This is a genomic window from Gaoshiqia sediminis (assembly GCF_025907915.1).
GTDB lineage: Bacteria > Bacteroidota > Bacteroidia > Bacteroidales > Prolixibacteraceae > Gaoshiqia > Gaoshiqia sediminis.
In genome coordinates, this window is record NZ_JAPAAF010000045.1 from 1 (window position 1) to 25,881 (window position 25,881).

The 25,881-nt window shown below is 30.3% G+C and carries 33 protein-coding genes and 3 pseudogenes; 5 read left to right on the forward strand and 31 right to left on the reverse strand.

Features of this window, described 5'->3' with window-relative positions; genetic code table 11:
• Positions 1-996: tetratricopeptide repeat protein (locus N2K84_RS18065; RefSeq protein WP_282593236.1), on the reverse strand; the 996-nt coding region annotated here is incomplete at its 3' end.
• Between the two features lie 101 nt (positions 997-1,097).
• Here N2K84_RS18065 and N2K84_RS18070 point away from each other — a divergent pair.
• Positions 1,098-1,670 (forward strand): DNA-3-methyladenine glycosylase I, encoded by a 573-nt coding sequence (locus N2K84_RS18070; protein ID WP_282593237.1) that lies wholly within the window; start codon positions 1,098-1,100, stop codon positions 1,668-1,670.
• Here N2K84_RS18070 and N2K84_RS18075 read toward each other — a convergent pair.
• From N2K84_RS18075 to N2K84_RS18090, 4 genes are all read right to left on the reverse strand, one after another.
• Positions 1,667-1,969, reverse strand: a complete 303-nt coding sequence (locus N2K84_RS18075) for a hypothetical protein (protein ID WP_282593238.1) — start codon at positions 1,967-1,969, stop codon at positions 1,667-1,669. The two genes, N2K84_RS18070 and N2K84_RS18075, sit on opposite strands and share 4 nt — an antisense overlap.
• A 1,161-nt stretch (positions 1,970-3,130) precedes the next feature.
• Complete coding sequence (locus N2K84_RS18080) at positions 3,131-3,265, reverse strand: hypothetical protein (RefSeq protein ID WP_282593239.1); 135 nt, start codon at positions 3,263-3,265, stop codon at positions 3,131-3,133.
• A 1-nt stretch (position 3,266) separates the two neighbouring features.
• Entirely contained in the window at positions 3,267-4,007 is a 741-nt protein-coding gene (locus tag N2K84_RS18085) for a tail fiber domain-containing protein (protein WP_282593240.1), read from the reverse strand.
• Positions 4,008-4,451: a hypothetical protein gene (locus N2K84_RS18090; protein ID WP_282593241.1), complete on the reverse strand. Its 444-nt coding sequence runs from the start codon at positions 4,449-4,451 to the stop codon at positions 4,008-4,010. It lies immediately after the preceding gene.
• A 79-nt stretch (positions 4,452-4,530) separates the two neighbouring features.
• Between N2K84_RS18090 and N2K84_RS18095 the strand changes: the two genes are divergently transcribed.
• On the forward strand, positions 4,531-4,767 hold the full coding sequence (locus N2K84_RS18095; protein ID WP_282593242.1) for a hypothetical protein: 237 nt from the start codon (positions 4,531-4,533) through the stop codon (positions 4,765-4,767).
• A 14-nt stretch (positions 4,768-4,781) separates the two neighbouring features.
• Here N2K84_RS18095 and N2K84_RS18100 read toward each other — a convergent pair whose 3' ends face one another.
• The 20 genes and pseudogenes from N2K84_RS18100 to N2K84_RS20580 form a co-directional block, all read right to left on the reverse strand.
• On the reverse strand, positions 4,782-5,390 hold the full coding sequence (locus tag N2K84_RS18100) for a hypothetical protein (RefSeq protein ID WP_282593243.1): 609 nt from the start codon (positions 5,388-5,390) through the stop codon (positions 4,782-4,784).
• A gap of 506 nt (positions 5,391-5,896) precedes the next feature.
• On the reverse strand, positions 5,897-6,598 hold the full coding sequence (locus tag N2K84_RS18105; RefSeq protein ID WP_282593244.1) for a hypothetical protein: 702 nt from the start codon (positions 6,596-6,598) through the stop codon (positions 5,897-5,899).
• A 477-nt stretch (positions 6,599-7,075) separates the two neighbouring features.
• Positions 7,076-7,447, reverse strand: a complete 372-nt coding sequence (locus N2K84_RS18110; RefSeq protein ID WP_282593245.1) for a hypothetical protein — start codon at positions 7,445-7,447, stop codon at positions 7,076-7,078.
• Between the two features lie 389 nt (positions 7,448-7,836).
• Complete coding sequence (locus tag N2K84_RS18115) at positions 7,837-8,487, reverse strand: hypothetical protein (protein WP_282593246.1); 651 nt, start codon at positions 8,485-8,487, stop codon at positions 7,837-7,839.
• A gap of 1,011 nt (positions 8,488-9,498) precedes the next feature.
• Complete coding sequence (locus N2K84_RS18120) at positions 9,499-9,837, reverse strand: hypothetical protein (protein ID WP_282593247.1); 339 nt, start codon at positions 9,835-9,837, stop codon at positions 9,499-9,501.
• A gap of 428 nt (positions 9,838-10,265) precedes the next feature.
• Positions 10,266-10,442, reverse strand: a complete 177-nt coding sequence (locus tag N2K84_RS18125; protein ID WP_282593248.1) for a hypothetical protein — start codon at positions 10,440-10,442, stop codon at positions 10,266-10,268.
• 339 nt (positions 10,443-10,781) lie between these two features.
• Positions 10,782-10,952 (reverse strand): hypothetical protein, encoded by a 171-nt coding sequence (locus tag N2K84_RS18130; protein ID WP_282593249.1) that lies wholly within the window; start codon positions 10,950-10,952, stop codon positions 10,782-10,784.
• A gap of 11 nt (positions 10,953-10,963) precedes the next feature.
• Positions 10,964-11,368 (reverse strand): hypothetical protein, encoded by a 405-nt coding sequence (locus tag N2K84_RS18135; RefSeq protein WP_282593250.1) that lies wholly within the window; start codon positions 11,366-11,368, stop codon positions 10,964-10,966.
• 330 nt (positions 11,369-11,698) lie between these two features.
• Positions 11,699-11,839 (reverse strand): hypothetical protein, encoded by a 141-nt coding sequence (locus N2K84_RS18140; protein WP_282593251.1) that lies wholly within the window; start codon positions 11,837-11,839, stop codon positions 11,699-11,701.
• Between the two features lie 2 nt (positions 11,840-11,841).
• On the reverse strand, positions 11,842-12,144 hold the full coding sequence (locus N2K84_RS18145; RefSeq protein WP_282593252.1) for a phage head completion protein: 303 nt from the start codon (positions 12,142-12,144) through the stop codon (positions 11,842-11,844).
• Positions 12,145-12,968: 824 nt separating this feature from the next.
• Positions 12,969-13,583: a hypothetical protein gene (locus N2K84_RS18150; protein WP_282593253.1), complete on the reverse strand. Its 615-nt coding sequence runs from the start codon at positions 13,581-13,583 to the stop codon at positions 12,969-12,971.
• A 230-nt stretch (positions 13,584-13,813) separates the two neighbouring features.
• On the reverse strand, positions 13,814-14,368 hold the full coding sequence (locus N2K84_RS18155; protein WP_282593265.1) for an HK97 family phage prohead protease: 555 nt from the start codon (positions 14,366-14,368) through the stop codon (positions 13,814-13,816).
• Positions 14,369-14,419: 51 nt separating this feature from the next.
• Positions 14,420-15,616: pseudogene (locus tag N2K84_RS20445) on the reverse strand (phage portal protein).
• 21 nt (positions 15,617-15,637) lie between these two features.
• Positions 15,638-15,772: pseudogene (locus N2K84_RS20570) on the reverse strand (NUMOD1 domain-containing DNA-binding protein); the annotation flags it as partial.
• A 69-nt stretch (positions 15,773-15,841) separates the two neighbouring features.
• Positions 15,842-16,012, reverse strand: a complete 171-nt coding sequence (locus N2K84_RS18170; protein ID WP_282593255.1) for an NUMOD1 domain-containing DNA-binding protein — start codon at positions 16,010-16,012, stop codon at positions 15,842-15,844.
• A 96-nt stretch (positions 16,013-16,108) separates the two neighbouring features.
• Entirely contained in the window at positions 16,109-16,354 is a 246-nt protein-coding gene (locus tag N2K84_RS20575) for a GIY-YIG nuclease family protein (protein WP_428221999.1), read from the reverse strand.
• Between the two features lie 842 nt (positions 16,355-17,196).
• Positions 17,197-17,718 carry a terminase large subunit domain-containing protein gene (locus N2K84_RS18175; protein WP_282593267.1) on the reverse strand — a complete coding sequence of 174 codons (522 nt, stop codon included), beginning with the start codon at positions 17,716-17,718 and terminating at the stop codon, positions 17,197-17,199.
• A gap of 213 nt (positions 17,719-17,931) precedes the next feature.
• The gene (locus N2K84_RS18180; protein ID WP_282593256.1) at positions 17,932-18,054 is read right to left on the reverse strand and encodes a hypothetical protein; all 123 of its coding nucleotides are present in this window, start codon (positions 18,052-18,054) and stop codon (positions 17,932-17,934) included.
• 3 nt (positions 18,055-18,057) lie between these two features.
• Complete coding sequence (locus N2K84_RS18185) at positions 18,058-18,378, reverse strand: P27 family phage terminase small subunit (RefSeq protein ID WP_282593257.1); 321 nt, start codon at positions 18,376-18,378, stop codon at positions 18,058-18,060.
• Positions 18,375-18,614, reverse strand: a complete 240-nt coding sequence (locus N2K84_RS20580; RefSeq protein ID WP_428222000.1) for an HNH endonuclease signature motif containing protein — start codon at positions 18,612-18,614, stop codon at positions 18,375-18,377. The genes N2K84_RS18185 and N2K84_RS20580 overlap by 4 nt, the downstream gene beginning before the upstream one ends.
• Positions 18,615-19,039: 425 nt before the next feature.
• Between N2K84_RS20580 and N2K84_RS18190 the strand changes: the two genes are divergently transcribed.
• Together N2K84_RS18190 and N2K84_RS18195 are read left to right on the forward strand one after the other, a co-directional pair.
• The gene (locus N2K84_RS18190) at positions 19,040-19,459 is read left to right on the forward strand and encodes a hypothetical protein (RefSeq protein ID WP_282593258.1); all 420 of its coding nucleotides are present in this window, start codon (positions 19,040-19,042) and stop codon (positions 19,457-19,459) included.
• 17 nt (positions 19,460-19,476) lie between these two features.
• Positions 19,477-19,719: a hypothetical protein gene (locus tag N2K84_RS18195; protein WP_282593259.1), complete on the forward strand. Its 243-nt coding sequence runs from the start codon at positions 19,477-19,479 to the stop codon at positions 19,717-19,719.
• A 185-nt stretch (positions 19,720-19,904) separates the two neighbouring features.
• Here N2K84_RS18195 and N2K84_RS20585 read toward each other — a convergent pair whose 3' ends face one another.
• The 6 genes from N2K84_RS20585 to N2K84_RS18220 form a co-directional block, all read right to left on the reverse strand.
• Positions 19,905-20,057, reverse strand: a complete 153-nt coding sequence (locus N2K84_RS20585; protein WP_428221998.1) for a hypothetical protein — start codon at positions 20,055-20,057, stop codon at positions 19,905-19,907.
• 189 nt (positions 20,058-20,246) lie between these two features.
• Positions 20,247-20,444, reverse strand: a complete 198-nt coding sequence (locus tag N2K84_RS18200; RefSeq protein ID WP_282593260.1) for a DNA adenine methylase — start codon at positions 20,442-20,444, stop codon at positions 20,247-20,249.
• Between the two features lie 910 nt (positions 20,445-21,354).
• Positions 21,355-21,810 (reverse strand): hypothetical protein, encoded by a 456-nt coding sequence (locus N2K84_RS18205; RefSeq protein WP_282593261.1) that lies wholly within the window; start codon positions 21,808-21,810, stop codon positions 21,355-21,357.
• 1 nt (position 21,811) lies between these two features.
• Complete coding sequence (locus tag N2K84_RS18210) at positions 21,812-22,231, reverse strand: hypothetical protein (protein ID WP_282593262.1); 420 nt, start codon at positions 22,229-22,231, stop codon at positions 21,812-21,814.
• 972 nt (positions 22,232-23,203) lie between these two features.
• Positions 23,204-23,506 (reverse strand): hypothetical protein, encoded by a 303-nt coding sequence (locus tag N2K84_RS18215; RefSeq protein ID WP_282593263.1) that lies wholly within the window; start codon positions 23,504-23,506, stop codon positions 23,204-23,206.
• A gap of 505 nt (positions 23,507-24,011) precedes the next feature.
• Positions 24,012-25,604, reverse strand: a complete 1,593-nt coding sequence (locus tag N2K84_RS18220) for a recombinase family protein (RefSeq protein WP_282593264.1) — start codon at positions 25,602-25,604, stop codon at positions 24,012-24,014.
• Between the two features lie 56 nt (positions 25,605-25,660).
• Here N2K84_RS18220 and N2K84_RS20590 point away from each other — a divergent pair.
• A pseudogene (locus N2K84_RS20590) lies at positions 25,661-25,741 on the forward strand (DNA-3-methyladenine glycosylase I); the annotation flags it as partial.
• Positions 25,742-25,881: the final 140 nt, after the last annotated feature.

Below are 25,881 nucleotides of genomic sequence, written 5' to 3' on the forward strand. Positions count from 1 at the left end.
TTGTTGTTGTTGTTGTTGTTGTTGTTGTTGTTGTTGTTGTTGTTGTTGTTGTTGTTGTTGTTGTTGTTGTTGTTGTTGTTGCGCATAGTAGTCTTCTTCGGTCATCCGGCTGCGGATATCAAGTTTCGGATCCAGTTTTGCTGCCGTTTCGTAATCTTTTTCAAAGCCCGGCTGGTTTAAGACCTCTTTGGCGATCCCCCGGTTAAAATAAGCGTTCGGCAAGGTAGGGTTGAGCTGTAGGGCCATATCGTAGTCCATGATAGCTCCGGCATAATCTTCCAGTTTCTGCTTCACAATTCCCCGGTTGTTAAAGGCATAGGCATTTTGCGGGTCAAATTTGAGGGTTTGGTCGAAGTCGCGCAGGGCGGCAGCGAAATCATCCAGCTCGAAACGGGCCAGGCCGCGCAGCAGGTAAGCATTGGCAAAATGCGGACGGATGACGATGGCCCGGTTCAGATCGCGAATCGCTTCCCGGATATCGCCTTTTACAATATAAGCGTTACTTCGGTTAATGAACGCATTGACGAAGTTGGGGTTCACTTCCAGCGCCTTGTTGTAATCTTCAATGGCGCCGTCAATATCTTTCATGCTTATTTTGGCAATTCCGCGGTTATTGTAGATGGCCGCATTTCGGGGTGTTAGCTCCAGCGCCTTGTTGTAATCTGAAATAGCATTGTCGTAATTATGCAGCTCAAGGTAAGCCAAGCCCCGGTTGATGTAGGCATCCGGGTAGTACGGTTTTATGCTGATTGCTTTGTTGTAATCGCTGATGGCGCCCCTGAAATCTTCCAGTTGGTGTTTGGCCACTCCCCGTAAAAAATAGGGCTCCGGCAATTGGGGCTTGAACTTGATAACAATGTTGAAATTCTCGATAGCGCCTACATAATTACCGATGGAAATCCGCGTCTGTCCAACCCGGATATAATGGTTGATGTTGAGTTGGGCTGTGGCCAGGTTCGAGATAAGAAACAGCAGTAAGAAGAGTCTTGGTTTCATGGGAGCGCAATTTACGAAGAGCAAAAATAATATTTTAGCCTGTTGCCGGATGTTTTTCCTAATTTTAGAAAGATTTTGAACTTTTAACAAAATTGAAGCTAATGAAACAACGTTGCGAATGGTGTTTGAAAAATGATTTATATATCGATTACCATGATCAGGAATGGGGTGTTCCGGTACATGACGACCGGTTGTTGTTTGAGTTTTTATTGCTGGAAGGCGTTCAGGCCGGACTGAGCTGGCTCACCGTTTTGCGGAAGCGGGAAAATTACCGGCTGGCCTACGATGGGTTTGACCCTGAAAAAGTTGCCGCATATGGTGAGGATAAGATGAGGCAGTTGTTGCAAAATGAAGGATTGGTGCGCAATCGTCTGAAAATTGCTGCCAGTGTGATAAATGCAAAGCGTTTTCTGGAAGTGCAGCAAGAGTTTGGCAGTTTTGATAATTACATTTGGTCGTTTGTCGATCATAAACCGGTAATCAACCACTTCGAAACGCTGAAAGAATTACCGGCCACATCAGTTATCTCCGACAAAATCAGCAAAGACATGAAAAAGCGCGGGTTTAAATTTGTTGGTTCAACCATTATTTATGCCCACATACTAACCTATTTTATATTTACGTGTAAAAAAATAAGGTGCTGCAAAACTGCAACACCTTTAATCTATTGTTAATCAATATCTTTAAATAACATCATACTACCAGCACTAATAGTTATATCTGAAAATCCACCAGAAATAGGAATATATAAACCTGCTAACTCAGGTAAGCTAGTCATTGCTGTAATATCTCCTGTTATTTTATCTGGCTCTAAATAAGTAATTCCTGTAATTACAGTATCATAGGACGTAATTGTAAATCCGTAATATTTATCACTAGGCGAAGTTCCTGCACCTGTTAGAAAATGTACTCCTCCTTCTGAATTGGTTTTAAAACCTAAAACTTTTGCTTGTAATCTTTGTATTGCGTTCATATTAATTACCTCCTGTTAATTTGTTCTTGCATTTTATCAATTTTATTATCTATTCTGGTTAGCATTGTCATTATAATTTCAACTTTATAATTATCTGCTTTCTTTTCCTCTAATTTCTCAATTTCTAAATTTAATGATACTATTGCTGCCTTTGCTTGGATTAACTCTATTCTTTGTTGTTCACCTGATTTAACTACACCAAATCAATAAATAAGAACTGATAGAAGTATAGGTGTTCATTTAATAAATTGCTCTAAAATTTTATTCTTGTCCATTATTATAAAATACTTATTAAAATTACATTGGTAATTCATTATTAACTGTTAGTGATCTTGTAGTACAATATGCGGTTGAATATGTAATATCTCCTCCTGTTGCTACTAATATTTTTGACCTGTAATATACTAAATCACCTGCTGCAAAATGTTTATCCGGTGTGCCTGATAAATTTACTGACCTGCTATCATAAGTACCCGGAGTTAAATTTTTCTCTATTGTTCTATTTGAACTCATTAAGGATTGTACGTCAACATCAAAAGCAGAACTTTCACAAAATTGAGTTTCAAAAAAACAATAAACATCTGATCTATTATCAACTTTAACTGTAATAGTTCCTCCAATACCACTATTTTCTAAGTTTCTTCACATCATATAATCATTATCATAAGTGTATATGTAATAATTGCATAAATCGGCAGGTATTGTAATATCTTTAACCCAATAATACAAACCAGATAAAACACCTGTAGCGGGTACTGTACTCATTGCATTATCTCACCTTAAATCACCTCCTATTGCATCCTTACAGACTATTGCAATATGTACAGTTTCATTGTCTAAGGCTGCTCCCCCGTCAGGAGGGTTAGTAATTGAAAAAGTGAAATTATACTCAGTTGAATTAGTTAATTCTACATCTGTTGCAATATAACTATAACCGCCGTGCTGAAAATCATTTGTTCTTTTAAATAAAATATCAAAAGTGTGAGTTACATTATCGGCAGGAGTCCAAGTAGGAAAATATTTTAATGTTAACGTTAATTCAATGGGTTGACCTCATTCTGTTACCTGTTGATAAACGTTATCATAAGATCAACACCTTCTGTTATGCTCATAACTTCTAAAATCTCCTAAATCGTGAGGTGCAGTTCTTATTATATCTCCTCACCCTCTAAAAATTGAATTGAAACCCCAAGGATTTGCATTTTCTGATAAATTTAGAGCTGCAACACCTGTTAAACTCTCAGATAATACATTTTTAACGTGTGTTACCGTTATTCCTGTTTCTGGTAATGCCATATTAAATAATTTTATTTCTTAACTCTTTAACCTCTTTTTGCAATTCATTAATCATTGCTTGTTGCTCTTGAATTGACTTAGTTAATACTGCAACAATCTGTGAATAATTTACACTTAAATAGCTATTTTCAGTTTCTACACCTAAAACAAATTCAGGATATATTTCTCTTAATTCCTGAGCAATAAAACCAATAGATTTTTTATCATCTTTGATATATTCAACAGGATTTAATTTTGATATTTTATCTATTGCTGTTGATAATGGTTTAACGTCACTTTTTAAACGTTTATCTGAATAAGCTGTAACTTCACCTGATGCTAATATATTTCCTGAAACGTGTAATTTTTGCGTTGGAGTTATTCCTATACCTATATTACTGCTAACCTGCTGAATTACACTATTTGCTAACCCGCTTCCGTCTGAAATGTGGTAAGGGATATAATTATCTGTAAGATTTGTTAGTTTTGCTGTTGTCGCCTGAATAGTGTCAGTAAATGTTCCGGTTGTTCCAGAAACATTTGCAACCCTGATATTAGCATAGGCACTGGTAGTTCTATTATAAAAATCTAATCTGCCTGCGCTTGATGCGTTTACTGAATATTTTGTACTATTATCTGTATTATAAAGATACAACCAACCCTCATTTTTTAAATGCAATCCATTACCAGCAATACCACCATCATTTATAGTAGCATTTGTTACCCCTGTAATGCTCCCGGCTAAGGTGAGATTTTTAGCCAATCAATCAACGGTTGTTAATTTTGCATTACCTGAGTGGTAAAATTCCTTCCAAGTGGTTGAAATCCCTGTATTATTTTGTGATCCGGGTTTATATTGGCATCTAAAAAATGCTTTGCCAGAAGCAAGATCAGCAACAGCTAACTGAAACGGAAACATCCCGGCCGACCCACCAAATGTGAGAATTTGCCCATATCCACTATAAGGATAGTTAATCTGCCCTGTATAATTCGGTACGTGAAAGGGGGATGATATAAGTAATTTATTTTGAAAATCATAGGTTATTGCATTGAAATCTATATCATTACCTAATGTACGGTTATCATACGAGCCATAAAAGCTTCCGTGGTATCCATCTAACAAATCTGAATCTAGCAAACTTCCGCTTCCGTCAACAGTTTTTATTTTAGTTAATATATCATTAGCTGTATAACTAGAACTATTCAATTTTAAATCTAATGCTGCTTGTAATCCGTCAACATTTCCAATTATGTGATTATGACTATCATCTACAACAGTTGTAGAAATGGAAACATTATTTGAACCGTCAAAATTTACTGAACCTGTAATATCACCTGTTAATGATATTGTTCTAGCTGTTGCTAATTTTGATGCTGTTGAAGCATTACCAGATAATGAACCAATGAATGAAGGTGCTGTTAAGTTACCCGTTAAAGTGCCACCTGTTAAGGGTAACTTACTATTTAATGTTGTCTGTAAACTTGAAATGTCAGCAATTAATAACCCTTTTGTTTTAAATTGATAGGCTGTACTGTCTCAATAGGCAAAGCCACCGTTTAAAGGTGAATCTTCTCTTGTTGCAACAGCTTGCAAACTTTCAATTTGACCAACTTTGAAATTATCTGAACTTTCATCAAATAAAAATTGATAATTAGTTGCTGTTCCCCTTTCTACCTCAATTCCTGCCAATCCATTAGTTACACCTGAACCAACTTCATTTTTATTTATAACTAATAGATTATCTTCTATTTCAACAGTTTCAGTATTAGTTATAAATTGACTTCCATTAACTGTTAGATTACCACCAATAGTTAAATCACCTGTGATTGTATCACCTGTAACATTTAAAAATCTATTATCACTTTCAGTTTTATTATAATATTCACCAGATAAATCTAAATCAGTAATTTGTGACTGACTGATTTGTATTTGATTCATCTCAAAGTGAATATTACTATTATCTATATGTTGATTTATTGTGTTATTAATGTAGGTTGGTTTAATTGATAGTTGATTATTTAATAATTCAAAGTGAGTTGTATTATAACCAAATCCTAATAATGAACCTACTTTAGTTAAAGGGTAATCTGTTGTTAATGAATCAAAAATATTACTTTCTAGCTCTCCAACTATCCAAGCTGCCACCTCACCGGAAGCTGTTATATTACCGTCAACGTGAAGATTACCGTTTATTGTTGTATCTGAGGAAACATTTAACCCTTTAATTAAATTTAGTAAATCGGTTTCAACATTGTAATTAAAATATTGCTCTAATCAACTTGTAGATAATGCTGTTAAGCCTGAACTACCTCCAGAATAAGAAGTATTAGTATAAGTTCTTTTATTTCTAGCCTTTCTAGGTACTGAAAGACTTTGTAAATATATATCTGCCATATTCTTTAATTATTAATTACTAAATCATCTGGGCTAATTTCTACTAAAGAGCAAGTTATACTATTTTCTCTATAGTTTATATTTGCCTGAGTAATCATTAGTTTTTTATTTTGTAAATATGAATCAGTTAGTATGTTATTCAGTTTGAAACTATTTCTTAAAGTCATATTTGATAGATTAATAAAACCCGATTTATAATTTGCAGAAATTGAAGCTAATAACAGTTCCTCTATTTTAAATGTTTGCCCTGCTCTAGTTCATTTTGAAATAGGTTTAAATGTATCTGCATCTAAATATAATAGTTTAGCTCTATCCGTAACTTTTGACTGTGTGCCACAAGTTAAACTAATAGCTTCTCCTTCATCTTTATAATTAGAATCTAATATTCCTATATACTCTATATCTTCATCTGATATGTTTTCTCCGTCTGCTTGTAATATTTCAACAGAAAGATTATTTAGCCAGTACTCAATAAACATAGTGTTAAAAATTGCATTATCATATAAAGTAACTCTAACAGTATTATCATTGCTTGTAACGTCTAATTGTACATCTGAATAAATTTCAACCTCTAATTTTCCTGATAGATTCTGAGTTATAGGAATAAATATACCGTCCTCTCCCTTATGCCCTAAATTTATCATTTTCATAAATTCAGTATCTAAATCATAGTCAAATACCGGGAAAGCTGTTTCTCCTGAATCACTTATTTTAAAATAACAGAAAGATTCTGTAGTAGTCCAATCAAACCCGTTATAATATTTGTTTCCAATTTTTATTTTTAGAGTAATGATAATATTTGTGAATGGGTGAGCTACACCGCCTGTAGGATGTTTAACAACTCCTATTTTACCTTTTATTAGTAAAGCTGCTCCTTTAACTAATTTTGCTGTTGTACCTGTTCCTATAAGTTCAGATTTAGGTAAAACCAAATAAGGATTTATATTTAAATTAGACATTAAGGTATTACTAGACTGTTTGTTTATCCTTATATGTACGTTTTCTTCTCCACCTGTTAAAGTTTCAGAATCTATTTTTACATACGTTAAGCCATTCCATTTATAATAAAATCCTGTATCATCTGCTATATAAACCGTTTCTTCCTCTCCGTAGGTTGGGAAAGCTGAATAAGTTGTATAATGCTCTTCCGGTGCAAAATAATGTTTAGCTATCTCAAAACTATTAGCCTCTCAATATGGATTTACATATAGGTTTTTAATATATATATCGTTTCTAGTTGTCCAATTCAAATCCATAGATGAAAATTCATTTGTTTCTTTAATTGAATCATCTAAAATATTTGTTATAGGATATGGAGAATAGGTTATAACTTGTCTATTAATCCCTCCTGAAATTTCAATTTCTTGACCTGTTCCAGCATAGCCAATATCTGAAACAGATTTTATATTAGATATTGATATATCTGCAATATAATTTCACGTAGAAAAGGAAAACCTTTTATATATAATTGTTGAATTAGCTGCTAAAGTGTGAATATCAGTTATAATTATATTACCGGATTCTTGAAAGATAATACCTCCATAAGGAGCTAAAGTAGATTCTAACACCTCTCTTAGTGTCATAGGTTTATTATCTTCATCATAGAAATTTTCACAATTTATATAAGATTCGTGTAATATAGTTTTATTAGATAATCCTGAATACTCTGTAAAAGTTGTAGAAAGTGATATTAATAACTCTGAAAATGGTAAACCAATTTTATTAAAGATAATCTGTAATAGTTCATATTTACTTTTTATTCCTGTGTAATTGTTCCCGTCTGCCTGAATAAAATTAAATCTATCCATTAAAGCAAAGCCATCATTACCAGTTATACTAATTGGATAGTTAGCTAATAGGGAGTAAGATTCTTTAAATAATTCACTATTTAAATATCCAATTCAATTAATAGAACTGTCGATATAATGTTTTATTAGAAATTCAGTTGGGTTAATATGATATAAACCATTAAATAAAATCATATTCGATTCAGAAAGTAAATTAATCTCACATCCTGAACCTCTTATAACTTGAAACTTATGGTCTAAACTAGGTAACTCTATTATGAAGGGTGTTTCTGTGGCTTTTATTTCCGTAGCTGTAATTACTGTTTCTGTATTCTGTCACAGTTCTATTATATGTGTTTTTTCATCCTTAAATGATATGAATTGAAAAAAGTATTTCTTTTGATATGCCATTACTTAATATTTTTTGTCTTTCTACTATGCTTATTAAGAACTCCCACCAGTTCAGAACCGGATATTTTAAAAATAACTTCATTTCCTGCTCCTGATGTTCCACCATTTAGCACATTAAATAGTTTTCTTTGTTGTGAGTAATTTAATATCATTTCACCACTATTTGCCCTGATTAAATTTTTATCACCTGTAAAGGAAGAACCGCCTACTATACCGCCTGTTTCAAATTTAGCAATTGAAGCAAATGCGGCTACTACTGCTGCTATCCCTGCTGCTATGGCTAATATATTTCCCGGAAATGGTACACCAGCACCAGATTTAACAACCTCAGAAGTTGCTACAGCTTGATTAGCTGCAATTTTTCCTGGTGCTGTTGCTAATTCTGTAGCGTCTGCTGCCTGTTTTGTGGCTGCTAAAGTTTGTGTTACTCCGGTTAATTGGTTTGTTGCTGCTATAGTGTCTTGTATTAGCTTTAACTTTTCTGGGGAGCCTGCCATATCTGCCATATCTGCAATTTGTTTAACAGCGGACATAGTACGCAAAGCCACCAATAAATCATTAATTGCCTGTAATGTTTGCGCTGATGCAGCAATAACATTTAAAAAAGCTGCTACTCCTTTATTACCAAACCTCTCAGCAGAATCAGCCATAGAATTAAATGCGCTTCCTATACCTGAATAAAAATCACCTAAAGAGACTGTACTATCTTCTGTTTCCCCTTTAAACTCTTTAATCTTCTGAATAGTATTATCTATTTCAATTTGGTAGGCTGCAAAGGTTGTACTATTACTTGATAAAGCTTGCTTTTCCTGTAGCTCTTTTAATTGTCTTTCTAGGGCTGGTAATCCTATTAATATCGGAGTAAGTTCTATTTCATTTTCTACTATATTTAAACTATCTAGTTCATTATATAGTGTGTTTTCATCAATTTCTACCTTAACAGGAATAACTAAAGGTGTTTCTTTATATGCTCCTACAATCCTTTTTCTAGCTCTAGTTTCTTCAACTTGTATTTTAGCAATTTCAGAATTTAATTGCTCACCTCTAACTATTAAATTGGTTAAATTGTCTAATAATTCATCATTTATTTGAACATTATTTAATAAACTAGCTCACTCTATTACATCTGATTTACTTGCACCTAATTTGCTTTGAAATTCAGAGAATGCTTTAATAGCTTCGTCATTTTCTTTAGTTGCATATACTGGAGCACCTAATGAATTTGAACCAACTGGAATTTGTAACGGTGTTTCAGCTAATTTTTTTAAATTGTTATACTCATTGGCAACATCATTTAAACCAGTTCTTCAACTATCTCCGTATTTTGTAATTAATGATAATATAGCCTGTTCTGCCTCCTCAATAGGTTTATTTGCTAAACTTGGTAATGATGAAGCTGCTTGTCTTAACGTCTTAGATAGTGTTTCCTGTTGTTTTTGTTGTTCTCTGGTTACAGCCTGTTCTTTTACTTTCTTATATTCTGTTAAGGCTGCTAATCTCTTTTCATCATTAATTCTATCATCTAAATAGATGTTTTGAAGTTCTGCTAATTGTGTTTCCTCTTTAGCTGTGGTAATTGCATCTGCTCTATTTACATCTCCTAGTAAATCTAAACTTGCTATTAAATCCCTAGCGGCTTTATTACTCTTTTTTAAATTTTCTCAAAAATTTGAAAAGTCCATTTGAGCTAATGAACCGGAAAGAAATGAAATAGTATTATTTATTTCTCCCATAGTTAAAGCAAAGGCATCACCCGTAGCTTGAGTAGAATTAATGACTTTATCAAATGATGCTAACACTCCCTGAGCTGCTATTATCCCTGCTGTAATATATCCAAAACTTTTACTAACACCTTTGAAAATACTTTCAATATCAGTACTGCTTTTAGCCTGTTTCTTTTTAAAAGTTTCTACCTGTGTATTAGCTCTATTTAGTTTAGTAGTTAAATCATCTATTTTAGCTGTTAACTCAGTTTCTAGGTTAAATGTTTTCTTAGCCATTTATTTTATATTATTTATAAACCTTTGAGCCTCATTAAAGCTTTTTAGTTTATTTGTTTCTATTTCTTCTTTACTATCTCAACTAAATTTTAATACTTCTGTTGGTTTTAAATTTTTAGTTGAATTAACTTGATAGACAGCGTGTATAATCATCCTTAATTTTTCATACTCTTGTTTATAGGATTCATCTAAGGAATCTAACACGCTCTCTAATTCTTTTCAAGTCATTTCATTTTTAAAATATTTAGGGGAAATATTTGATTTTGTAGTTATTACGCCAAATATTTTTGTAATGCTAAATTCTATTTTTTTTTATCGCTTGTTGGCTCAGTTTGCTCCCCAAACAATAAAACAGATATAATATTTATAAGCTGTATAAATAGCTCAGGGTTATTATCCAATATATCATCTAAAAATGATTTGTAACTTCAATTAAAATCATCATTGTTATATACTAGAGCAATGTGAGCAAGTTTCATAATATCAGTTTTACCGCTAATATTAGTTATAGGTTTATTTAATTCGTCCTCAAATTGCATCATTACCCCAAACCCTAATTTTATTTTATATTCTTTCTCTTGAATCTTTATATATTGTGTTTTCATAATCAATTAATTATAAAAAAACCCTATAACGTTTAAATTATAGGGTTTATTTGATTTATATTATACTCCTGTAGTAAATTCTATTTGCCCTGTTCCCATTAAATTAGCGGAGTAAGTGCTTAGTTCTCCGGCATTACCTGTATTAATGCTTAAAGATGTTATTCTAACAGTTCCTTTATAATATTTATCTGTTGTATCTAAACCAGTCGGTTTAGTATCTGTTCCCTTAGTAGCAACACCTACAACAATATTAATAGGTGTACCAGCTAATAAGGCTGTATTAAGTTTTGTAAATCCGTTTGTTTCTTCAAAATCTACTAAACCACCTGTACTAATAGATCATTCAATAGTTCCATCAATATACTCTTTAAAACTGCCTGAACTCTTTGAAGTTATTTCAGTTGGTTCATTATTAATCTCAATATCACAGGATGTTGCTTGTGCTAATACTACTTTACTAGCTCCTTCATCTATAAATAGGATTAGATCATTTCCTTTTAAAACGCTCATTTTATTTTATTTTATAATGTTATTACCTTACTTGTAAATGTTAATTTACTGTTATACACTTGAAAATCTATATTAAAATTCTCTCTGTAGCTATCAAAAAGAATTGTTTCTATTAACTTATTATCAGATTGAATATTTTTATATTCTAAGGCTGTTTTTATTGCTTCACTTATTGTAACTAAATCATTATACTTTGATGCTATAATGATTACTGAAAAACTAATATCATCAAAAATATAATGATCTTTAGTCCGATTTGGGGAAATAGAATCTATTTCAATTACTATATATGGAGGGTTTATCGGGTTTTTTTCATTTGTTACAACTATCAGATTAAAAATATTAGTGCCTACTAAGGTTGTAATATTCGTATTAGATAAAAGCTCCTCTTTTATTTTGTTGCCTATGCTAAACATCTTACTTTATTTTATTGCTTTCTTCGCTACTCTATCAATCTCTTTTTCTAAAGATTCAAATATATAATTAGAAAATTCTTTTTCCCCTTTTGGACTTTCATCTTCTATACTACTACTTCAAAAGTTTATTCCTCTTGTTCTGCCTGTATTGTGTATTACACCGTTTTTAGTTATATAGCTTCTTTGGTTTGTGCCATTCTCTAAAAAGTGTGCGTGTGAACCTTTATATTTACCTGTTTTTCTAGCTCCAAAAACTAAGTAAGGTAATCCATCCTTTTTACTGGCTTTTTGTCCTAATGCTCTATAAAGTCTCCCTGTTCTTTGGTGTATTCATACTTTATTTTCAGCGGCTAATAAGATAGGTTTAGTGATTTTCTGTAAAGCTTTTGACAGTATTTTATTTTTTATATTATCAGATAATCCAGATAGAACACTCTTTAGAAGTTCAATATTTTTTGTTTTTAAATCCATAGCTACACGATTAAAGCTAAGTCTAATAAAATATCACCGTTATAACTTCCGATTGTTTGAATATGTAATATATCAAAAAACTCAGCACCTATTTTAACTCTCATTGAAGTATCTATATCTTTCCTATTTCTGATTTTTATAGATATGCTTTTAGTGTTTAATAGCTGATAGGATTGAATTACACTAGAGCCATTTTTATATAGAATTTGTGCTTTAATTGTCTTATAATAGCTGTATTCGATATTATTATTATCTCCGCTGGGTTTATATAGTTCTATATTGTGTCTTAAATTTCCGCTTAACATCTTATTCTAAATTTAATAACCTCATTACTGTTTTATTATATTGTAATCCAGAAGTATAACTACTTCTGTCAACATCATATAAATCATTAGCTACTATTAAAACTGCTTGAATATGGTTAGATTTTGGCGTGTTTCCTGCCTCATATACAATTTTAATAGTAGAATTAGATGTTATTTCAGAATTGAACACAATTAGAGTAGAAGTTTCTTTCCTTACTATACTGAACTCAGTAAAAGCAATATCATTAACTGTAAATGATGTTACACTATTAAAACCTCTATGTTCAATTTCTATATACTTTCCTGTATATTCATAGTAAGTTAATTCTAATGTTGTGGGTGTTATATAGCTATTAATTCTAGCTTCTACTCAATCTGTTGAAGCCTCTAATATTGATTCTAAATGAACATTATTAACCAAGTCTGCATCTAAATTTAAGTGTGTTATTAGTTGATTTGCAGTTATAGTAGTGTAATCTTTTGATAATATATGTGTTTCTAAATATTTCATTTCTTATAGGTTAATAATTTCAAAAAATTAGATGCAGCCGTAGCTGCACCTAATTGGATATATATAAAGAATCAATAGAGAATTAAGCAGAAATAGAAGCTTTTTTAGCTGCGTTTGCGTTTCTTAATTTAACGTCTGCCAATTTACAAACAGTAATTACTACTTGTCCTTCTGGAGCCTTGCTGTAGTAATCAAAAATAACTTCGTACTCATTACCAAACTCACCAACAGTAACGTGTTTAAGGTCAGCAACAGCAATAGTAGTAGCTACAGTAGGTGCAAAAAGGCTAGAGTAATAAATGGGAGTACCGTCTCAAAGTTCAGCTTTAAACTGATCTACTTTGTTAGCTACAAAAATAGTATCAGTAGCACCGATTAATGAACCTTTAGCTTTATAAAATTCTGCTCTAGGCATTAGTAAGGTTGTATTTCCATCTACTGAACCTACCAAAGTATCCATATTAGTAGTATCATAAATAGTTAACCCTGTAACGGCATCAGCACCGGCTACGATTACATCAAAAATATCTTTGGTTACTGCTCTATCACAACCTTTAACCATTTCAAAAAGAAAAGCTTGTAAAGCTGCTTCATTACCTACAGCCAAAAGAGCTTTATCTACTGTTTCTGTAACGGTATAACGTGACGGCTCTAAAGTTACTGTTGCTAAAGCTTTACTGTTATCTGATCTTTCTCCGGTTGCTTTTTTACCTGCTATAATTGCATCAATAAAAGGCAATTTTAGAGAAGTGGTTAAATTGGGTAAAATTTCAACGCCCATTTGTTTATAAAATGGCTCATAACCTACTACTGATACATTACCAGCTACTTCAACATTATCAATAGTAGAAGCTAAGGTTAAAGCTCTTGCTTTGAAATTTTCGATTTTATCACCATTACGGGAAATTACTTCATTAAATTGTTTCATTGTTCTAGTTTTAATTTGAATGTTATTGTTAATTTTATTAGCGTTTAATTCATCTTGATTTTTGCGCTCTTTAATTTGTTTTTCTATTTCTTTTTGTTGTTTATCTAATTCATTTCAGCGGGCTAACTCTTGTTCATTCATTGAACGCTGACTAACCTCTGAACTATTAACTATTGATTCCATTTCATCTATAATAGATGATCTTTTTTGCATTAATTCAGATAATTTCATTATAAGCTGTTTTTTAATTCAATTATATAGTTTCTTTTATTGTTGTTTTCTTCTTGTATTAATTTCAGTTTTTCTTTAGCTTCCTCTAATTCATAATCTGAAATAGCCTTTCTGATACTTACATCTGTGTTAGCATATGCTCCATCTGTAGCTAAAGTAACATCATACAAACCCGAAATTTTATTTACTATATGCAGTAAATTTCCGTTTTCATCCCTAGTAAATGTAGAATCACCAGGTTTAATAGAGAAGATAAAAGATGATTCATATAAATCTCCTCTTTCTACCATTTCTAAAGTATCTTTGTGTAATTGTGTATTACCCATCAAAATTGAATATTTCAAACCTTTATCATCTACAGATAATAAAAGTGTTCCTGATTTAGTTCTACCTAGTAATTTCTCTGGGTTGTGATCTACTACAGCCTTTACGTTTAAATCTTCTTTTTGCAAAACTTCATCAAATGCACCGGGTTTAATAATTTCAAAGAATACTTTACCTTTTTCTAGCATTAATTTACTTCTTTGATTAAATACACTTGCATAGCCGTCTATTCAAGTTTCTTTATTCTCTTGATTGTTTCTAACTAAAATTCTATCCATTATTTATTTATTTTCTAGTGTTGTTTGCCTTTCCTCTGTTGGTATATATTGCATCTGTTGGTAATGAAGATTACCATATTTGCTATTAATCGGCATTCCTAAACCTATTTTTTTAATAGCTTCATTAGGTGTAATTAATCCATTTGTTACTAATTCTTTATATGCTGCTGCTTTTGTTGTTAAATCAGCCTCTAGCATAGTGGAATAATCAAAATCTATATAATAACCTTGCTCTATTTCTGAACTGGTAAACATTTTTACCTCAATTTCATTTTTATAAGCTGCTAGAATACTATTTAGAGTAAATGTTTTAAATTCTAGCGTTTGGTTTTCTATGGATTGTGTAGTTTCATAACTCATTAGGAAGGAGGGAACACCAAAAGCTGAAATAATTTCCTGATTAGTAAACTTTAGAGTATTAATAATATCTGCATCAATTAATTTATAATTAAGTGCCTCTAATCTCATTCCGGGAGGTAACTTAATTACCTTTCCTGCATTATCAGCTCCCGCATTTTCTAATTTAAATTTTTCAGAAAACTCCTTTAACTCTTTTACTTTAGATAAATCAGAAACATTACTTGATAATACTACAGGAGACATAGCGTTATTTTCATAAAAATTTCTAATAGTTAAAGCTGCTTTTTGTCTTATACCAGCTTCAAATATTAGCGATTTTAAAGGGCTAACTCCTAAATATCCATCCTGTATAGCTGTTTTAAAATGTAGGATGTTTTCACCGTTAATTGTTTCTCTATTGTTTCATTCAACATAAGGGTTTAGAGAATTATCAACAGAATAATAAATAGAATTGTTGCTTAGTGTTATTCCTGCTACACTTTCATAAGGATAGGGTATTATTGAAGATATATCACCCCTAGAATTATGAATAATTCTAATGAATGAATTACCATTTGTAATTCTGTCTTTTTCTGTTAATTTTCTGCCTGTATCACCACTAATATAATTATTGAAGGATTTATTAAATAATTTACTAATAATATGATTTTCTATTATTTGTCCTTCCTTATTTCTTACTACTACTGGTAATCTACTAACATTCTCAACTAAGATTCTAGTACAAGTTTGTATAGTGCTAATATTTTCCGCTTTTACTTTTTCTCCGTTTGTTGGAAAATCTATATGAATCCCTATTTTTTCAAGTGATTTAATTATTTTGCTACTGCTAAAAATTCCCATTTCTTTTTATATTTTATATTTTCAGGAATAACCACCCGCTGTTTTACGTTTACCATTACAAACTCTACTAATATCACCTTGATAAATGTTAGTTATTCTACCTGCTTCACTTGTGCTTTCAAATGTATTAATAAGATTTTCCTGTAGATCATATTGTTCTACCGGTTTTTTCTTGTTTGTCTTTGGTTTCTTAGCAGGTTCTAATTTTTCCTTTTTTTCAAAGGTTCATTGAAAACCATTTGAAGAATTTACTATTTTATTACACACTGAATGAATATTTCCGTTATTTACACCTGTAATCCTAGAAGCTTCCCTAACACTTCTATATTCTTGAATAAAATTACCGTCTAAATCATATTGATAAACTTTTCTATTATTAGGATTTGATGCTCTCATTCTTTCCTTTTGTTCATCACTAAATTGAAATCCAGTAGTTCCATCGCCACCAGTAGTAAGATTATACCCATTATTAAGTGTATCTAGTTTCTCAATTCAATATTTCTCTTGTGTGTTTAAATCATCACCTTCATATAGAATTGATACTGAAAACTCCATATACTTTCTAATTGCTCTGGCTTTTTTAGTATCATAGTAATTTCCGCTCTTATTAAAAGCTTCTGAAATATGTTGCTTAATTCTATTTTCTAATATTCTTTCTGTTTTTCCAATATATTTTTTGCCACTTGGAAAGATTAAACAATAGATTATATTCTCTTTTGGGATGTCCTCAGTAACAATATGTACTTTAACATCTGCTCAGGTTCTTACTTTCATTAGGTTTAGTTTTTTATTTAAAAATCAAATTGCTTATCTTTTAAGTACATTCCGATTGCTTGAGCTAACGCTACCACTCCATCAACAGAATCTTTACTTTTGTTCTTCATAATCTTAATATTTCCGTTACCGTCTGAATATAAAATGACATTTCTAAACATTCATCTTAAAACTGGGTTTCTGCTTAATACTATTTTTTGTTCCATTATGAATTTTTCTAAATAGCGTAACGGAGTATTAAAAAATACTGTGGTTTGTGGGCATTGTTCACAGTATAAGCCTAAATTATACTCTAATTCTGGTATGATTTGAGCACTACTTCATTTATCATAGCCTAAAGAAACTACTTCAAAAATACTATTGTAGTATTTTATTCTTTCTGCTATATACTCATAGTTTATAGTAGGTTTGTCGGTCTGGGTAATGTACCCTTTGCTTATTCATTCTGTAAGGTCCAGACCGTTCATCCTTACAATACTGTTTTTATTCTGTGGGAGGAAATGCTCAGTTTTAACGTATAATTTGTTTTCTTTTTCAATCAATATAGCTAATGCTGCTAAATCTCTTGTACTGGCCAAGTCTAAAGCTAAATAGGCTTTACAACCTTTTAAATCTTCTATATTGTAATCCTCAGCACTTAATTTATAATATTCATCTTCAATTCAGGTTGTAAGATGTTCTTTATAATAGTTTAGATTTTTTACTATGAAACTATTTAAGTCAGGCTTAACTTTTTTACTTCTTTCGTAGTCCTCAATTAAAGTTTCTAAATCAATAATTTCCCCAATGCTAGGATTAGCTTTAATTCAAAATTCAGGTTTTTCTATTTCACTTTCATCATCTAAAGTATATAGAGCAAAAAATGTATTATCCTGCTCTGTATCACCCTCCAGAACCTTTTTAGCTAGTTCAAGCTGATTATAAAAAGGGTAATCTTTTCTAAATCCTGCCGTACTGATTTCTAAAAGTAAGGGGTTAGCTCTAGCTTTCATTCCTGAATCAATAATATTAAATAAGTCGCGGTTTGGGTGTGCGTGGCTTTCATCAATAATTGCGAAGGAAGGGTTAAATCCGTCTAATTTGCTAGGGTTGTTTGCAAGTGGTTTTAGAATAGAGTGCTTATTAAATCTTAAATGGTAAGCTAATACATCTATTCTTTTTTTCAACGCTGGGGAAAATGAAATAATAGCTTTTAGATATTTTAAAGCCTGTGAAGCTTGTTTAGCGGTTGTAGCTAAAAAATATACTTCTGCTTCACTTTCACCCTTCATCATTTCAAAAAGGGATAATACAGCAGTAAAAGTAGTTTTAGCATTTTTTCTAGCTATTCAGATAATAGCATATTTTCTAAGCCTTTTCCCGTTATTTCTATAAAGAGAATAAATAGATAATACTATTCAGGTTTGAAAAGCCAGCGGTTTAAATTGTTCACCTTTTTTAATATTGACAAAGTAAAAGAATCTAAAAACCTCTCTTACTTTATCTTCATTATAGGTATATTTTTTTCTTAATTCCTGTTCCCTTTTAACAGCTAATCTTATTCACTTTGATACTACAATATTTCCGGCTAATATATCTTCTTCGTATTTCTTTGCAAGCTGTAAACATTCATCAATATATTTAGTTATCTGTGATTCAGGAACAGCTTTACTAACCTTTTTCATATTCTAAGTATTAAATCCATCATCTTCTATATCTTCTTCAACCTTTAACTTAGCTCTATCATAAGGCGACAAAGCTAATTTTCTGGATATATTCAATAAATTCTTAGTGGCATTATTTAGAATGGAAACAGAAGGATTTTGTTGGTAATATGGTTTGTTTTCGGGTTTTGCTATATTCATAACAGCACCTCTTTTTTTAATATCTCTCCTTGCTTCCTGTGACATTTCTAAATAAGCTATAAAATCATCTATTAAAAATTCATCTACATCATTATAGATTCCTTTTTCCTCTAAATATTCTCTAAGTTTCTTTTTAGTTATCATTGTTCTAGTGATTCTTTAATTTCTTTACCCTCTTTTAATCTACTAAATCTACTATCTATACCCCTATCATTTAGAGTTTTAATTCTATGACAGCGATTACAAAGGCTTTGTAAATTAGTATATTCAAAAAATTGTGATAGGTTATTTAATGTAATTGGGTTAATGTGATCTACAACTGTTGCAGGCTTTCCACACAGTTTACAAAGTGGTGAATTAGCTAAAACTAATTTCCTCAGTTCCTTTCATTCTATAGTGTTATAATAGCCTAATTTGCTTATTTCCGTGTATCCGGTTTTATTTACTTGTTTATTCATTGGTTATAATAAGTTTAACCACCCTATATAAAAAGTACTGTGTAAAAAATCAAACGAGCGCTTTGGTATCAATCAGAATCTATTTTCTAGCTTTAACTCCCCCCGCAATCAGTAGTATATACCCACCAAGTAGGATTTAAAATTATTATTGCCTTTATAATTCTAAAATATTCTCTTGATTTTTCTAATACACAAAGATAATCACACTAAAATTCAAAAAATCCTAAATATTAGATAAATTAATCTGCTTAGTTTATACACTTATAATCTTTTTATCTATATTAGCTTCTAATAATAAATTTGTATTAATGACTTTAATTTAATTAGAAACTTTTAAATCTTTAATTATGACAGAAGAAACAGTTAAAACACCGGAAAATGAATCTAATTCAGCAGAACAATCAAATGAATCATTATTTGATCTAATAGATAGGTTTGTATTTTTAAATAAAGACAAAGTGTCTAGTGTCTCTAGTATTTCCTATTATCAGCACAAAGACAACAAAAACAAACAAATAGATAATAATGAAAAAGCTTTATCTGAAGCTTTTAAAAAAGGGGAAAATATTACTGATTATACTCTAGTATCCGAAAATCCATTAGATAGGGCTAAAAAGGCTCTCTTTGGGAAAGGAAGGATAACCGCTAGTAAGTTAGAAACTATAGCTGATTTTGTTAAAATAATTGAAGCAATGGCTAAAAAACCTATCATAGCAGAAACATCTACTGAAAAGGATGAAACAAAAGCACCCAAAGAGGCAGTATAAAACTACATATAGTCAATATGGAGAATTTGATATTAGATTTGGGTAAACTAAAAACATCGTTTACTATGCTGGAAAAGCAAAATGATTTAATCTTAAAAGATTTAGATAGAACTGAATCGAAAAAGACTATAAAGGAATCATTACTTTTAATATCAGCTTTGGAAACTGCTACAGATTATAATTATTTATCCTATGAAGTTAAGGAGCTAAGAAATACCTTAGACAGACTATTAAGAATCCCAATGAAACAGCCTTTATAAACAGTAAAGGGATACTTAAACAGTATCCCTTTTTTTATGTGCTAATATTTAAATAGTTTCTCTGTAGCTTGTTTTTTACCTATTGAGTTATTTACATTCATTTCTCAGATACACTTAAAGTCATTTGGAGCTGTATATTCACTTACAAATACATCATTTGTAGTACTTATTTCCCTGCATCAATTTCAAAATCTATTATGATCTATCTTTGTATTATATCCTGTTGTGCCTTTATAAGGCGGGTCACAGTATATAACGCTGTTATCCGGTATATCTAGCTCCCAATAATTACAACATCTAAAATCTATTCCTTTTAAATTTGGAGCCTGTTTAATCATATTATTGTGAGCCTCTAAGCAGTAATTTCTAGGCTCCCCGCTGGAGCTGTTTCCTCTAGCATACCCGCCAAATCATTTTCCTGAATATGAAACACCAAACCCGGCAAAGGCTACCAGCTCCTTAGAATATTTATCTTTATTGTTTTTAATATCCTTATATGTTTGCTCTGACATATCAATAGGAGGGATTCATCCTGTTTGTAACGCTCTTAAAAGTGCTATCAAATATTCATTATTATCTGTTCCTAATCTTTCGCCTGTAACTTTATCAATCATATTTGCACCTCCTACAAATGGTTCTATATATAATTGGTTCTCTGTTCTATTTTCTAAAATAATCGGAAGGATATATTTTGCAATCCGATTTTTACTCCCCATATATTTCATTTATCAATTAATTTTAAAATTTTAAATGTAATCCATTTCTTACACCGTACTCCCTTAAAAACTCAGCTCTTTTTAACTTGTATAGTCTAGCCTCTTTAATTACTAATTTCAATAGTAATACTCCAAAAATGATAATAGTTAATCACATAATCAATTATTTATATTTAGTTTTGTAAATTGTCCTTCCTCTAGTTTGCCTAATAATAGGGCTTTATTTGGTCATAATGGTATTATAAACTTTTCTTTGTAATCCGTTCCGTAAACTGTATTACCTTTGCAATATTGAGTAATAACCTTACTTAAATCAACATCATTTAAGCTCCAAATACAGAAATGATTATCATTAAATATATTGACATATAAACCTAATGCTTTACCTTCGTATTTCTTAGTTATTTTCTGGAGTTTATAATATTTATCTAACTCTAGCAGTCAATAATTATACTGTTTATGATCACAGTTTCTAGTTTTAATTTCAGTTATATAACTTGTATTATTAGCTGTATAAAGTAAATCAAAGGCTGAATATTGATCTTCTGCAAATTGATAATCCTTTATATTAGCCAACACTAATAATTTTTCAAAGAATCATCTACCTTTTTCTTCTTTTTTTTCTATTTCTGTCATTTCTTTAAATTCAATCATTCATATAATCTATTTCACCAACATCTATAAAGTTTTCTTTCTCATAACAGCTAAAACCCTGTCATTTAGATTTTGCTTTAAATTTGAATGTATAACCAAAAACTTCTTTCCCACTTTTTAAAGCTCTGGTTATTTTTGTTACATAAGTTCCTATTCAATTTGCCGTTTCTGTAACTGAAACAAACTCTTTAACCAATTCATCATCTTTATACACTAAAACTGGTTTTGTTGCTGTGTTATTCCCACCGTATTTAAATTTTTTCATTTATAATATATTTGCTGTTTTAAACAATTGATTAATAATAACCTGATTTTCTGAATATGCTTCAACAGTTATTGAATAAATTATATCATCTTTTTTTGCATAATATTGTATTCCAGAATCTAAATTATATACCTTCCATTTAATTCTTAAATTCTCTCTAAATGTTTCTAAAATAACGTTTACTTGATTGTTAGTTGTTATTTGCCTATTCTCATATTTAAAGCCTACTAATAGCCTACCTTTATAATAATATGTAGTATTTCCTTCTATTTTCTCTATTGTTTCTGCTCTATTATAAGATTCTGCAAAATTTTTAAATGCTGCCTGTCTTTCATTCTCCATTCTGTTAACTTTTGCTCTTGAACTGTTTGCATAAATTTTAACCATTGTGTTAATTACTTGTGCCTTTAAAGACAAAGTACATATTACTGTTATAATTATTAAAAAGATTTTCATATTATACAAAAACTGTTAAAGGTTTAATTATTTTATATCCGTTTTTTATCTTGTCTCCCATTTTTATTTTAGTCTGAACAACTTGAAAATATTTTTTTATGTGTGTTGCTGATGGAGCCTTTTTTATACCTAGTTTGTTATATATATCACCTAGTATTAGTTTCAGTTCCTCATTAGTTTTAACTGTTCCTATTGTTAGATCATTTTTAAGTAATAAAGAAGCTATTTTGTTTGATTTGCTTAAATCTGATTTTGAAATTAATGCTTTTTCTATATCTCCCTTATGATAGTTTAACCTCTCAATTTCCTTTAATCCTAACACCTCTATTGCATCAATTACTAATCTTTCAAAATCTGGCATATAGTTAAAATCATTCTCTTTAATTGCTAGATATGATTCTATCTTTTGTTTAAAAGTCATTTGTTTTAATTTTCCTTTCTCTATTCTCTCTAAATGTTCAGCTCAGGGTTTCTTTACTTCTACAGCTATAAAATCTTTAGATAGTAAGTTTATAATATTTGCCTTAACTGAATACGTATTACTTAATTCATAGTTATATTGATCTAAATATAATAGTACTTCTTCAAACCAAATATTTGTGATTATTTCTTTCTCTTTGGTACAGTCTATAACTTTCTTAGTATTTACATTTAAGTAATAACTGTTTATTTTATCAATATCTAATAAATCAGCGTTTCTTTCCCAATCCTTTAAAACTGCCTCAGCTCTTTTTATATTCCTAGTTACAAAAGCTTTAAATTCATCTCTAGTAACACCTGAATATCTGGAGCCTGTATAAATTAAATCTATTGAAGTATCTTTAATATCTCTAATTCTGCCTGCAATTTGGGGTAATGTTGTTTCAATATCTATAAGGGTGTGCTTTTTGTATCCGTCACAGAATATATATATTTTGCCGTTTTCATCCCATAAATCAGCACCCTCAAAACAGGTTGAAGTATAAAAGTTGACTTTCTTTACGGCATCTTTAGTAGATTGAATAGTATAACCTGTTAACTTTGCTATGTTTTTGTCATTAAATGAACTGCATACTATTCTAACCTCCTCCGGGTTAATATTACCTAATTTTAATACGTTCCTAATAAATTGTACTGAGTTGCAAAATATATGAACATTTGTATTAATATCTTTATGATAGTCTATAACTGCTACTGCTTCATCTTCTATGTTTTTTGCCCGTCTATGCCTTACTATAACTTCTGGTAATTTGTAATCTAATGTTAGTTCAGTAAGATGTTTTATTTCTTTAAATCACCATTCCTTTTTTATTGGGGTAGCTGTCATAAAACAAACTTCTTTAAAGTCTTTAATTTGTTCTAATAAAAATACCATAACATCTTTGCGTAATATGTACTGATTAAATATTACTTGTCATTCATCCACTAATAGAAAATCATTTGTATAATCAATATCAGCCTGTTTATAGGCTTTCAATATTTTCCTAAATCCGTCATAGGTTGATACTATCTTTCTCTTTTCAGTATTTAATAAATACTCTTTAATTTTAGATATTGTAACTCCATTTTTAACTATGAAAGTATCTTTATTATAGTCTGATTTGTTATTTACAACCTCTATAAAAGGCATAAGGATAATAATATTTTCATCTGAATCTAATGCTAAAGATGTTCCACCTATACCCGTTACAGATTTATTAAATACTGTATTACTCATATCGGATAACGTCATAAAATCAGATAAATATATTTTTTCGCATTTGCTTGCTTTTTCATTAATTAATCATTCTGGAACTTGTTTAATCATATAGTTTAATTTTTTGGTGTTAATATTGAAATTTTTGAATTTTAGATAATTTTAAAACACAACTTATTTTCCTTTTTTTTTTTGCCTTAGTATAGCGTGAAAATTTCAGGAAATATTAAAGAATAAAATAAGGGCTGTTAGAACCCTTATTTTTGAATGTACCAATTTACAAAGTACGAAAAATAGATATAAGTAATGATTGTAGTGACTAAAGGAAAATAAGCCGTTTATGGATGTTTAAACAGCTTATTTTTTTGATTGTAGAAAATTTTATCAGACCAACTTTTCTATTACAAATATAACAACAAAAAATCTAATAAATTCCCGATTGTATATATTTTGTTAAATTTTAAAGTTTTGCTTATTTCAGCTTAAAATATTGGTTATTAAAGATTCAATTTTCTTAGTTAATGGCTTAAATTAAATCTACAGTAATCAAATCATCAAAGTTATTAGTATGATTTGAAAACATTTTAACGTAATTCGTTCTATTGTCAAACATTTTAATATTTAAATGATACCAGATTTCACGTTTATTTACTCTCTCTATTTTGTCACCGTAATTATTTAGAATCCGGTTATATTCTGAAATATCAAAATCATCCATTGTTTTAAGCTCTATTTTCTCAACTAATGAATTAATATTTGATTTAAAGATATTAGGGTTTTTTAAATCTACATTCTTTTTACTTCTTAACTCTATTATTTCTTTCGATAGTTTACTATTTAAGGATTCACTTTTAACTATTTGCTTCTGATTATCTACATTGTCTTCCTGTATCTGTTTTAGCCTATTTTCATAGATATTTAAGGCAATTTTACCAGCAATATACAAATCTACCAATCTTTCTTCTTTCTTGCTTAAATCGTCTAATTTTACCCTTATTTGACTTATTGAGTTATTGTTAATTTCTATCTGTGTTTCTAACTTTTTAATCTTTTCATTAACAGAATTTGATTCTACTATAAACTCCTTTACTCTGTCATATACTGCATTATTAAGCAAATCAATATTAATCATTGAAGAAGTACAATCTGATTTTTTAACAAATCTTTGAAAACATTTGTAATGATTGTTTAAGGAGCTAGATTTTCCTTTGTGCATAATCATAGGGGAGCCACAATTTGCACAATAAAGAACATTCTTAAATATATTTTGATATTTTTGAGCATTGGCTTTAGTTTTACGCTTTTCCATCATTTTTAACTGAATAGCTTCAAAAGTAGAATCATCTAATATTCTTAATGATTCATCTTTTAACTGTACCTTTCCATATTTTCTATTCCCTGTTAGTAATTGCTTATGCAATAATCTAGCTATACTTCCCTCAGTCCAAAGTAAAGGAGAAGGAACTTTATAATTAATTATTTCTGCATCAATTAATTTTTTATACCTTGTTTTAATACCTGTAACATTTAAATAATCTGCTATCTGTTTAACGCTCCAATCTTCACAAAGGTATTTATTACAAATATCCTTTATTACATTTGCCTCCTCAGTATCTATTACTAATTTTCCATTTACTTTTTTATATCCGTATTGCTTAATTGAACCGCCACCAGCTCCACCGTTACGGATACTGTTATAAGTTCCGCTAATTGTCCTTTCTTTTATTGTTTCCCTTTCATATTCTGCTATAGAAGCCAATAAATTTAATTGAAGCTGTGTGTTTTTATCATTACTTAGAGTATTTATATTTTCCTTCTTAATACAGATATTTATATTACTTTCCCTAAATTCTCTAATTACTTGATAGATGTTAATCATAGATCTTCCAAGTCTGGAAAGCTCCCAACAATAAACTTGTTTAATATTTTCGGCTGTAATAAATTTTAGCATTTTTTCAAACCCTTTACGGGTTTCAGCTTTTGAAGCTCCTGTTATTTTATCTTCAAATGATGATTCCACCGTATAACCCTCTTTTTTTGCCAGTTCTAATAATTCTGCGTGTTGTCGGGCTGTGTCTTGTTCTTCTGTTGAAACACGGGCATAAATAACAGCTTTCATAATCAATAATTTAAGTGTTTATTTCTACAAATATAATACACTTAAATTAAAAATAAGCCTATATGCAGGCTACAGGTATGGTAAATGATCATTTGGTGAATTGTTACCGGCACCAGGAAGTGAGTATGTTGAAATAACCGCTTGAGGGTTCTTGGTGGATTCGATCCATGTCCTTTCGAAAAAAGGCAAAAAAAAAGAGTAGATCTCTATCTACCCTTTTCAAACCTAACTAAACCAATAAAACTAATCAAACCTAAACTTATGAAATAAAATCTAC

Excerpts from the sequence above, each read along its gene's own strand:
- N2K84_RS18125 (WP_282593248.1), bottom strand. The coding sequence starts at position 10,442 with ATGAAAACACAATATATAAAGATTCAAGAGAAAGAATATAAAATAAAA.
- N2K84_RS18150 (WP_282593253.1), bottom strand. The coding sequence starts at position 13,583 with ATGAAACAATTTAATGAAGTAATTTCCCGTAATGGTGATAAAATCGAA.
- N2K84_RS18130 (WP_282593249.1), bottom strand. The coding sequence starts at position 10,952 with ATGAGCGTTTTAAAAGGAAATGATCTAATCCTATTTATAGATGAAGGA.
- N2K84_RS18205 (WP_282593261.1), bottom strand. The coding sequence starts at position 21,810 with ATGAAAATCTTTTTAATAATTATAACAGTAATATGTACTTTGTCTTTA.
- N2K84_RS18110 (WP_282593245.1), bottom strand. The coding sequence starts at position 7,447 with ATGGATAGATTTAATTTTATTCAGGCAGACGGGAACAATTACACAGGA.
- N2K84_RS18095 (WP_282593242.1), top strand. The coding sequence starts at position 4,531 with ATGGAAACATTATTTGAACCGTCAAAATTTACTGAACCTGTAATATCA.
- N2K84_RS18145 (WP_282593252.1), bottom strand. The coding sequence starts at position 12,144 with ATGTTAAGCGGAAATTTAAGACACAATATAGAACTATATAAACCCAGC.
- N2K84_RS18140 (WP_282593251.1), bottom strand. The coding sequence starts at position 11,839 with ATGGATTTAAAAACAAAAAATATTGAACTTCTAAAGAGTGTTCTATCT.
- N2K84_RS18200 (WP_282593260.1), bottom strand. The coding sequence starts at position 20,444 with ATGAAATATATGGGGAGTAAAAATCGGATTGCAAAATATATCCTTCCG.
- N2K84_RS18075 (WP_282593238.1), bottom strand. The coding sequence starts at position 1,969 with ATGAACGCAATACAAAGATTACAAGCAAAAGTTTTAGGTTTTAAAACC.
- N2K84_RS18220 (WP_282593264.1), bottom strand. The coding sequence starts at position 25,604 with ATGAAAGCTGTTATTTATGCCCGTGTTTCAACAGAAGAACAAGACACA.
- N2K84_RS18185 (WP_282593257.1), bottom strand. The coding sequence starts at position 18,378 with ATGATAACTAAAAAGAAACTTAGAGAATATTTAGAGGAAAAAGGAATC.
- N2K84_RS18105 (WP_282593244.1), bottom strand. The coding sequence starts at position 6,598 with ATGTCTAATTTAAATATAAATCCTTATTTGGTTTTACCTAAATCTGAA.
- N2K84_RS20585 (WP_428221998.1), bottom strand. The coding sequence starts at position 20,057 with ATGATTAAACAGGCTCCAAATTTAAAAGGAATAGATTTTAGATGTTGT.
- N2K84_RS18080 (WP_282593239.1), bottom strand. The coding sequence starts at position 3,265 with ATGGCATTACCAGAAACAGGAATAACGGTAACACACGTTAAAAATGTA.
- N2K84_RS18210 (WP_282593262.1), bottom strand. The coding sequence starts at position 22,231 with ATGACTTTTAAACAAAAGATAGAATCATATCTAGCAATTAAAGAGAAT.
- N2K84_RS18070 (WP_282593237.1), top strand. The coding sequence starts at position 1,098 with ATGAAACAACGTTGCGAATGGTGTTTGAAAAATGATTTATATATCGAT.
- N2K84_RS18180 (WP_282593256.1), bottom strand. The coding sequence starts at position 18,054 with ATGAAAAAGGTTAGTAAAGCTGTTCCTGAATCACAGATAACTAAATAT.
- N2K84_RS18170 (WP_282593255.1), bottom strand. The coding sequence starts at position 16,012 with ATGAGAGCATCAAATCCTAATAATAGAAAAGTTTATCAATATGATTTA.
- N2K84_RS18120 (WP_282593247.1), bottom strand. The coding sequence starts at position 9,837 with ATGGCTAAGAAAACATTTAACCTAGAAACTGAGTTAACAGCTAAAATA.
- N2K84_RS18215 (WP_282593263.1), bottom strand. The coding sequence starts at position 23,506 with ATGAGTAATACAGTATTTAATAAATCTGTAACGGGTATAGGTGGAACA.
- N2K84_RS18190 (WP_282593258.1), top strand. The coding sequence starts at position 19,040 with ATGACAGAAGAAACAGTTAAAACACCGGAAAATGAATCTAATTCAGCA.
- N2K84_RS18135 (WP_282593250.1), bottom strand. The coding sequence starts at position 11,368 with ATGTTTAGCATAGGCAACAAAATAAAAGAGGAGCTTTTATCTAATACG.
- N2K84_RS18195 (WP_282593259.1), top strand. The coding sequence starts at position 19,477 with ATGGAGAATTTGATATTAGATTTGGGTAAACTAAAAACATCGTTTACT.
- N2K84_RS18115 (WP_282593246.1), bottom strand. The coding sequence starts at position 8,487 with ATGGCTGATTCTGCTGAGAGGTTTGGTAATAAAGGAGTAGCAGCTTTT.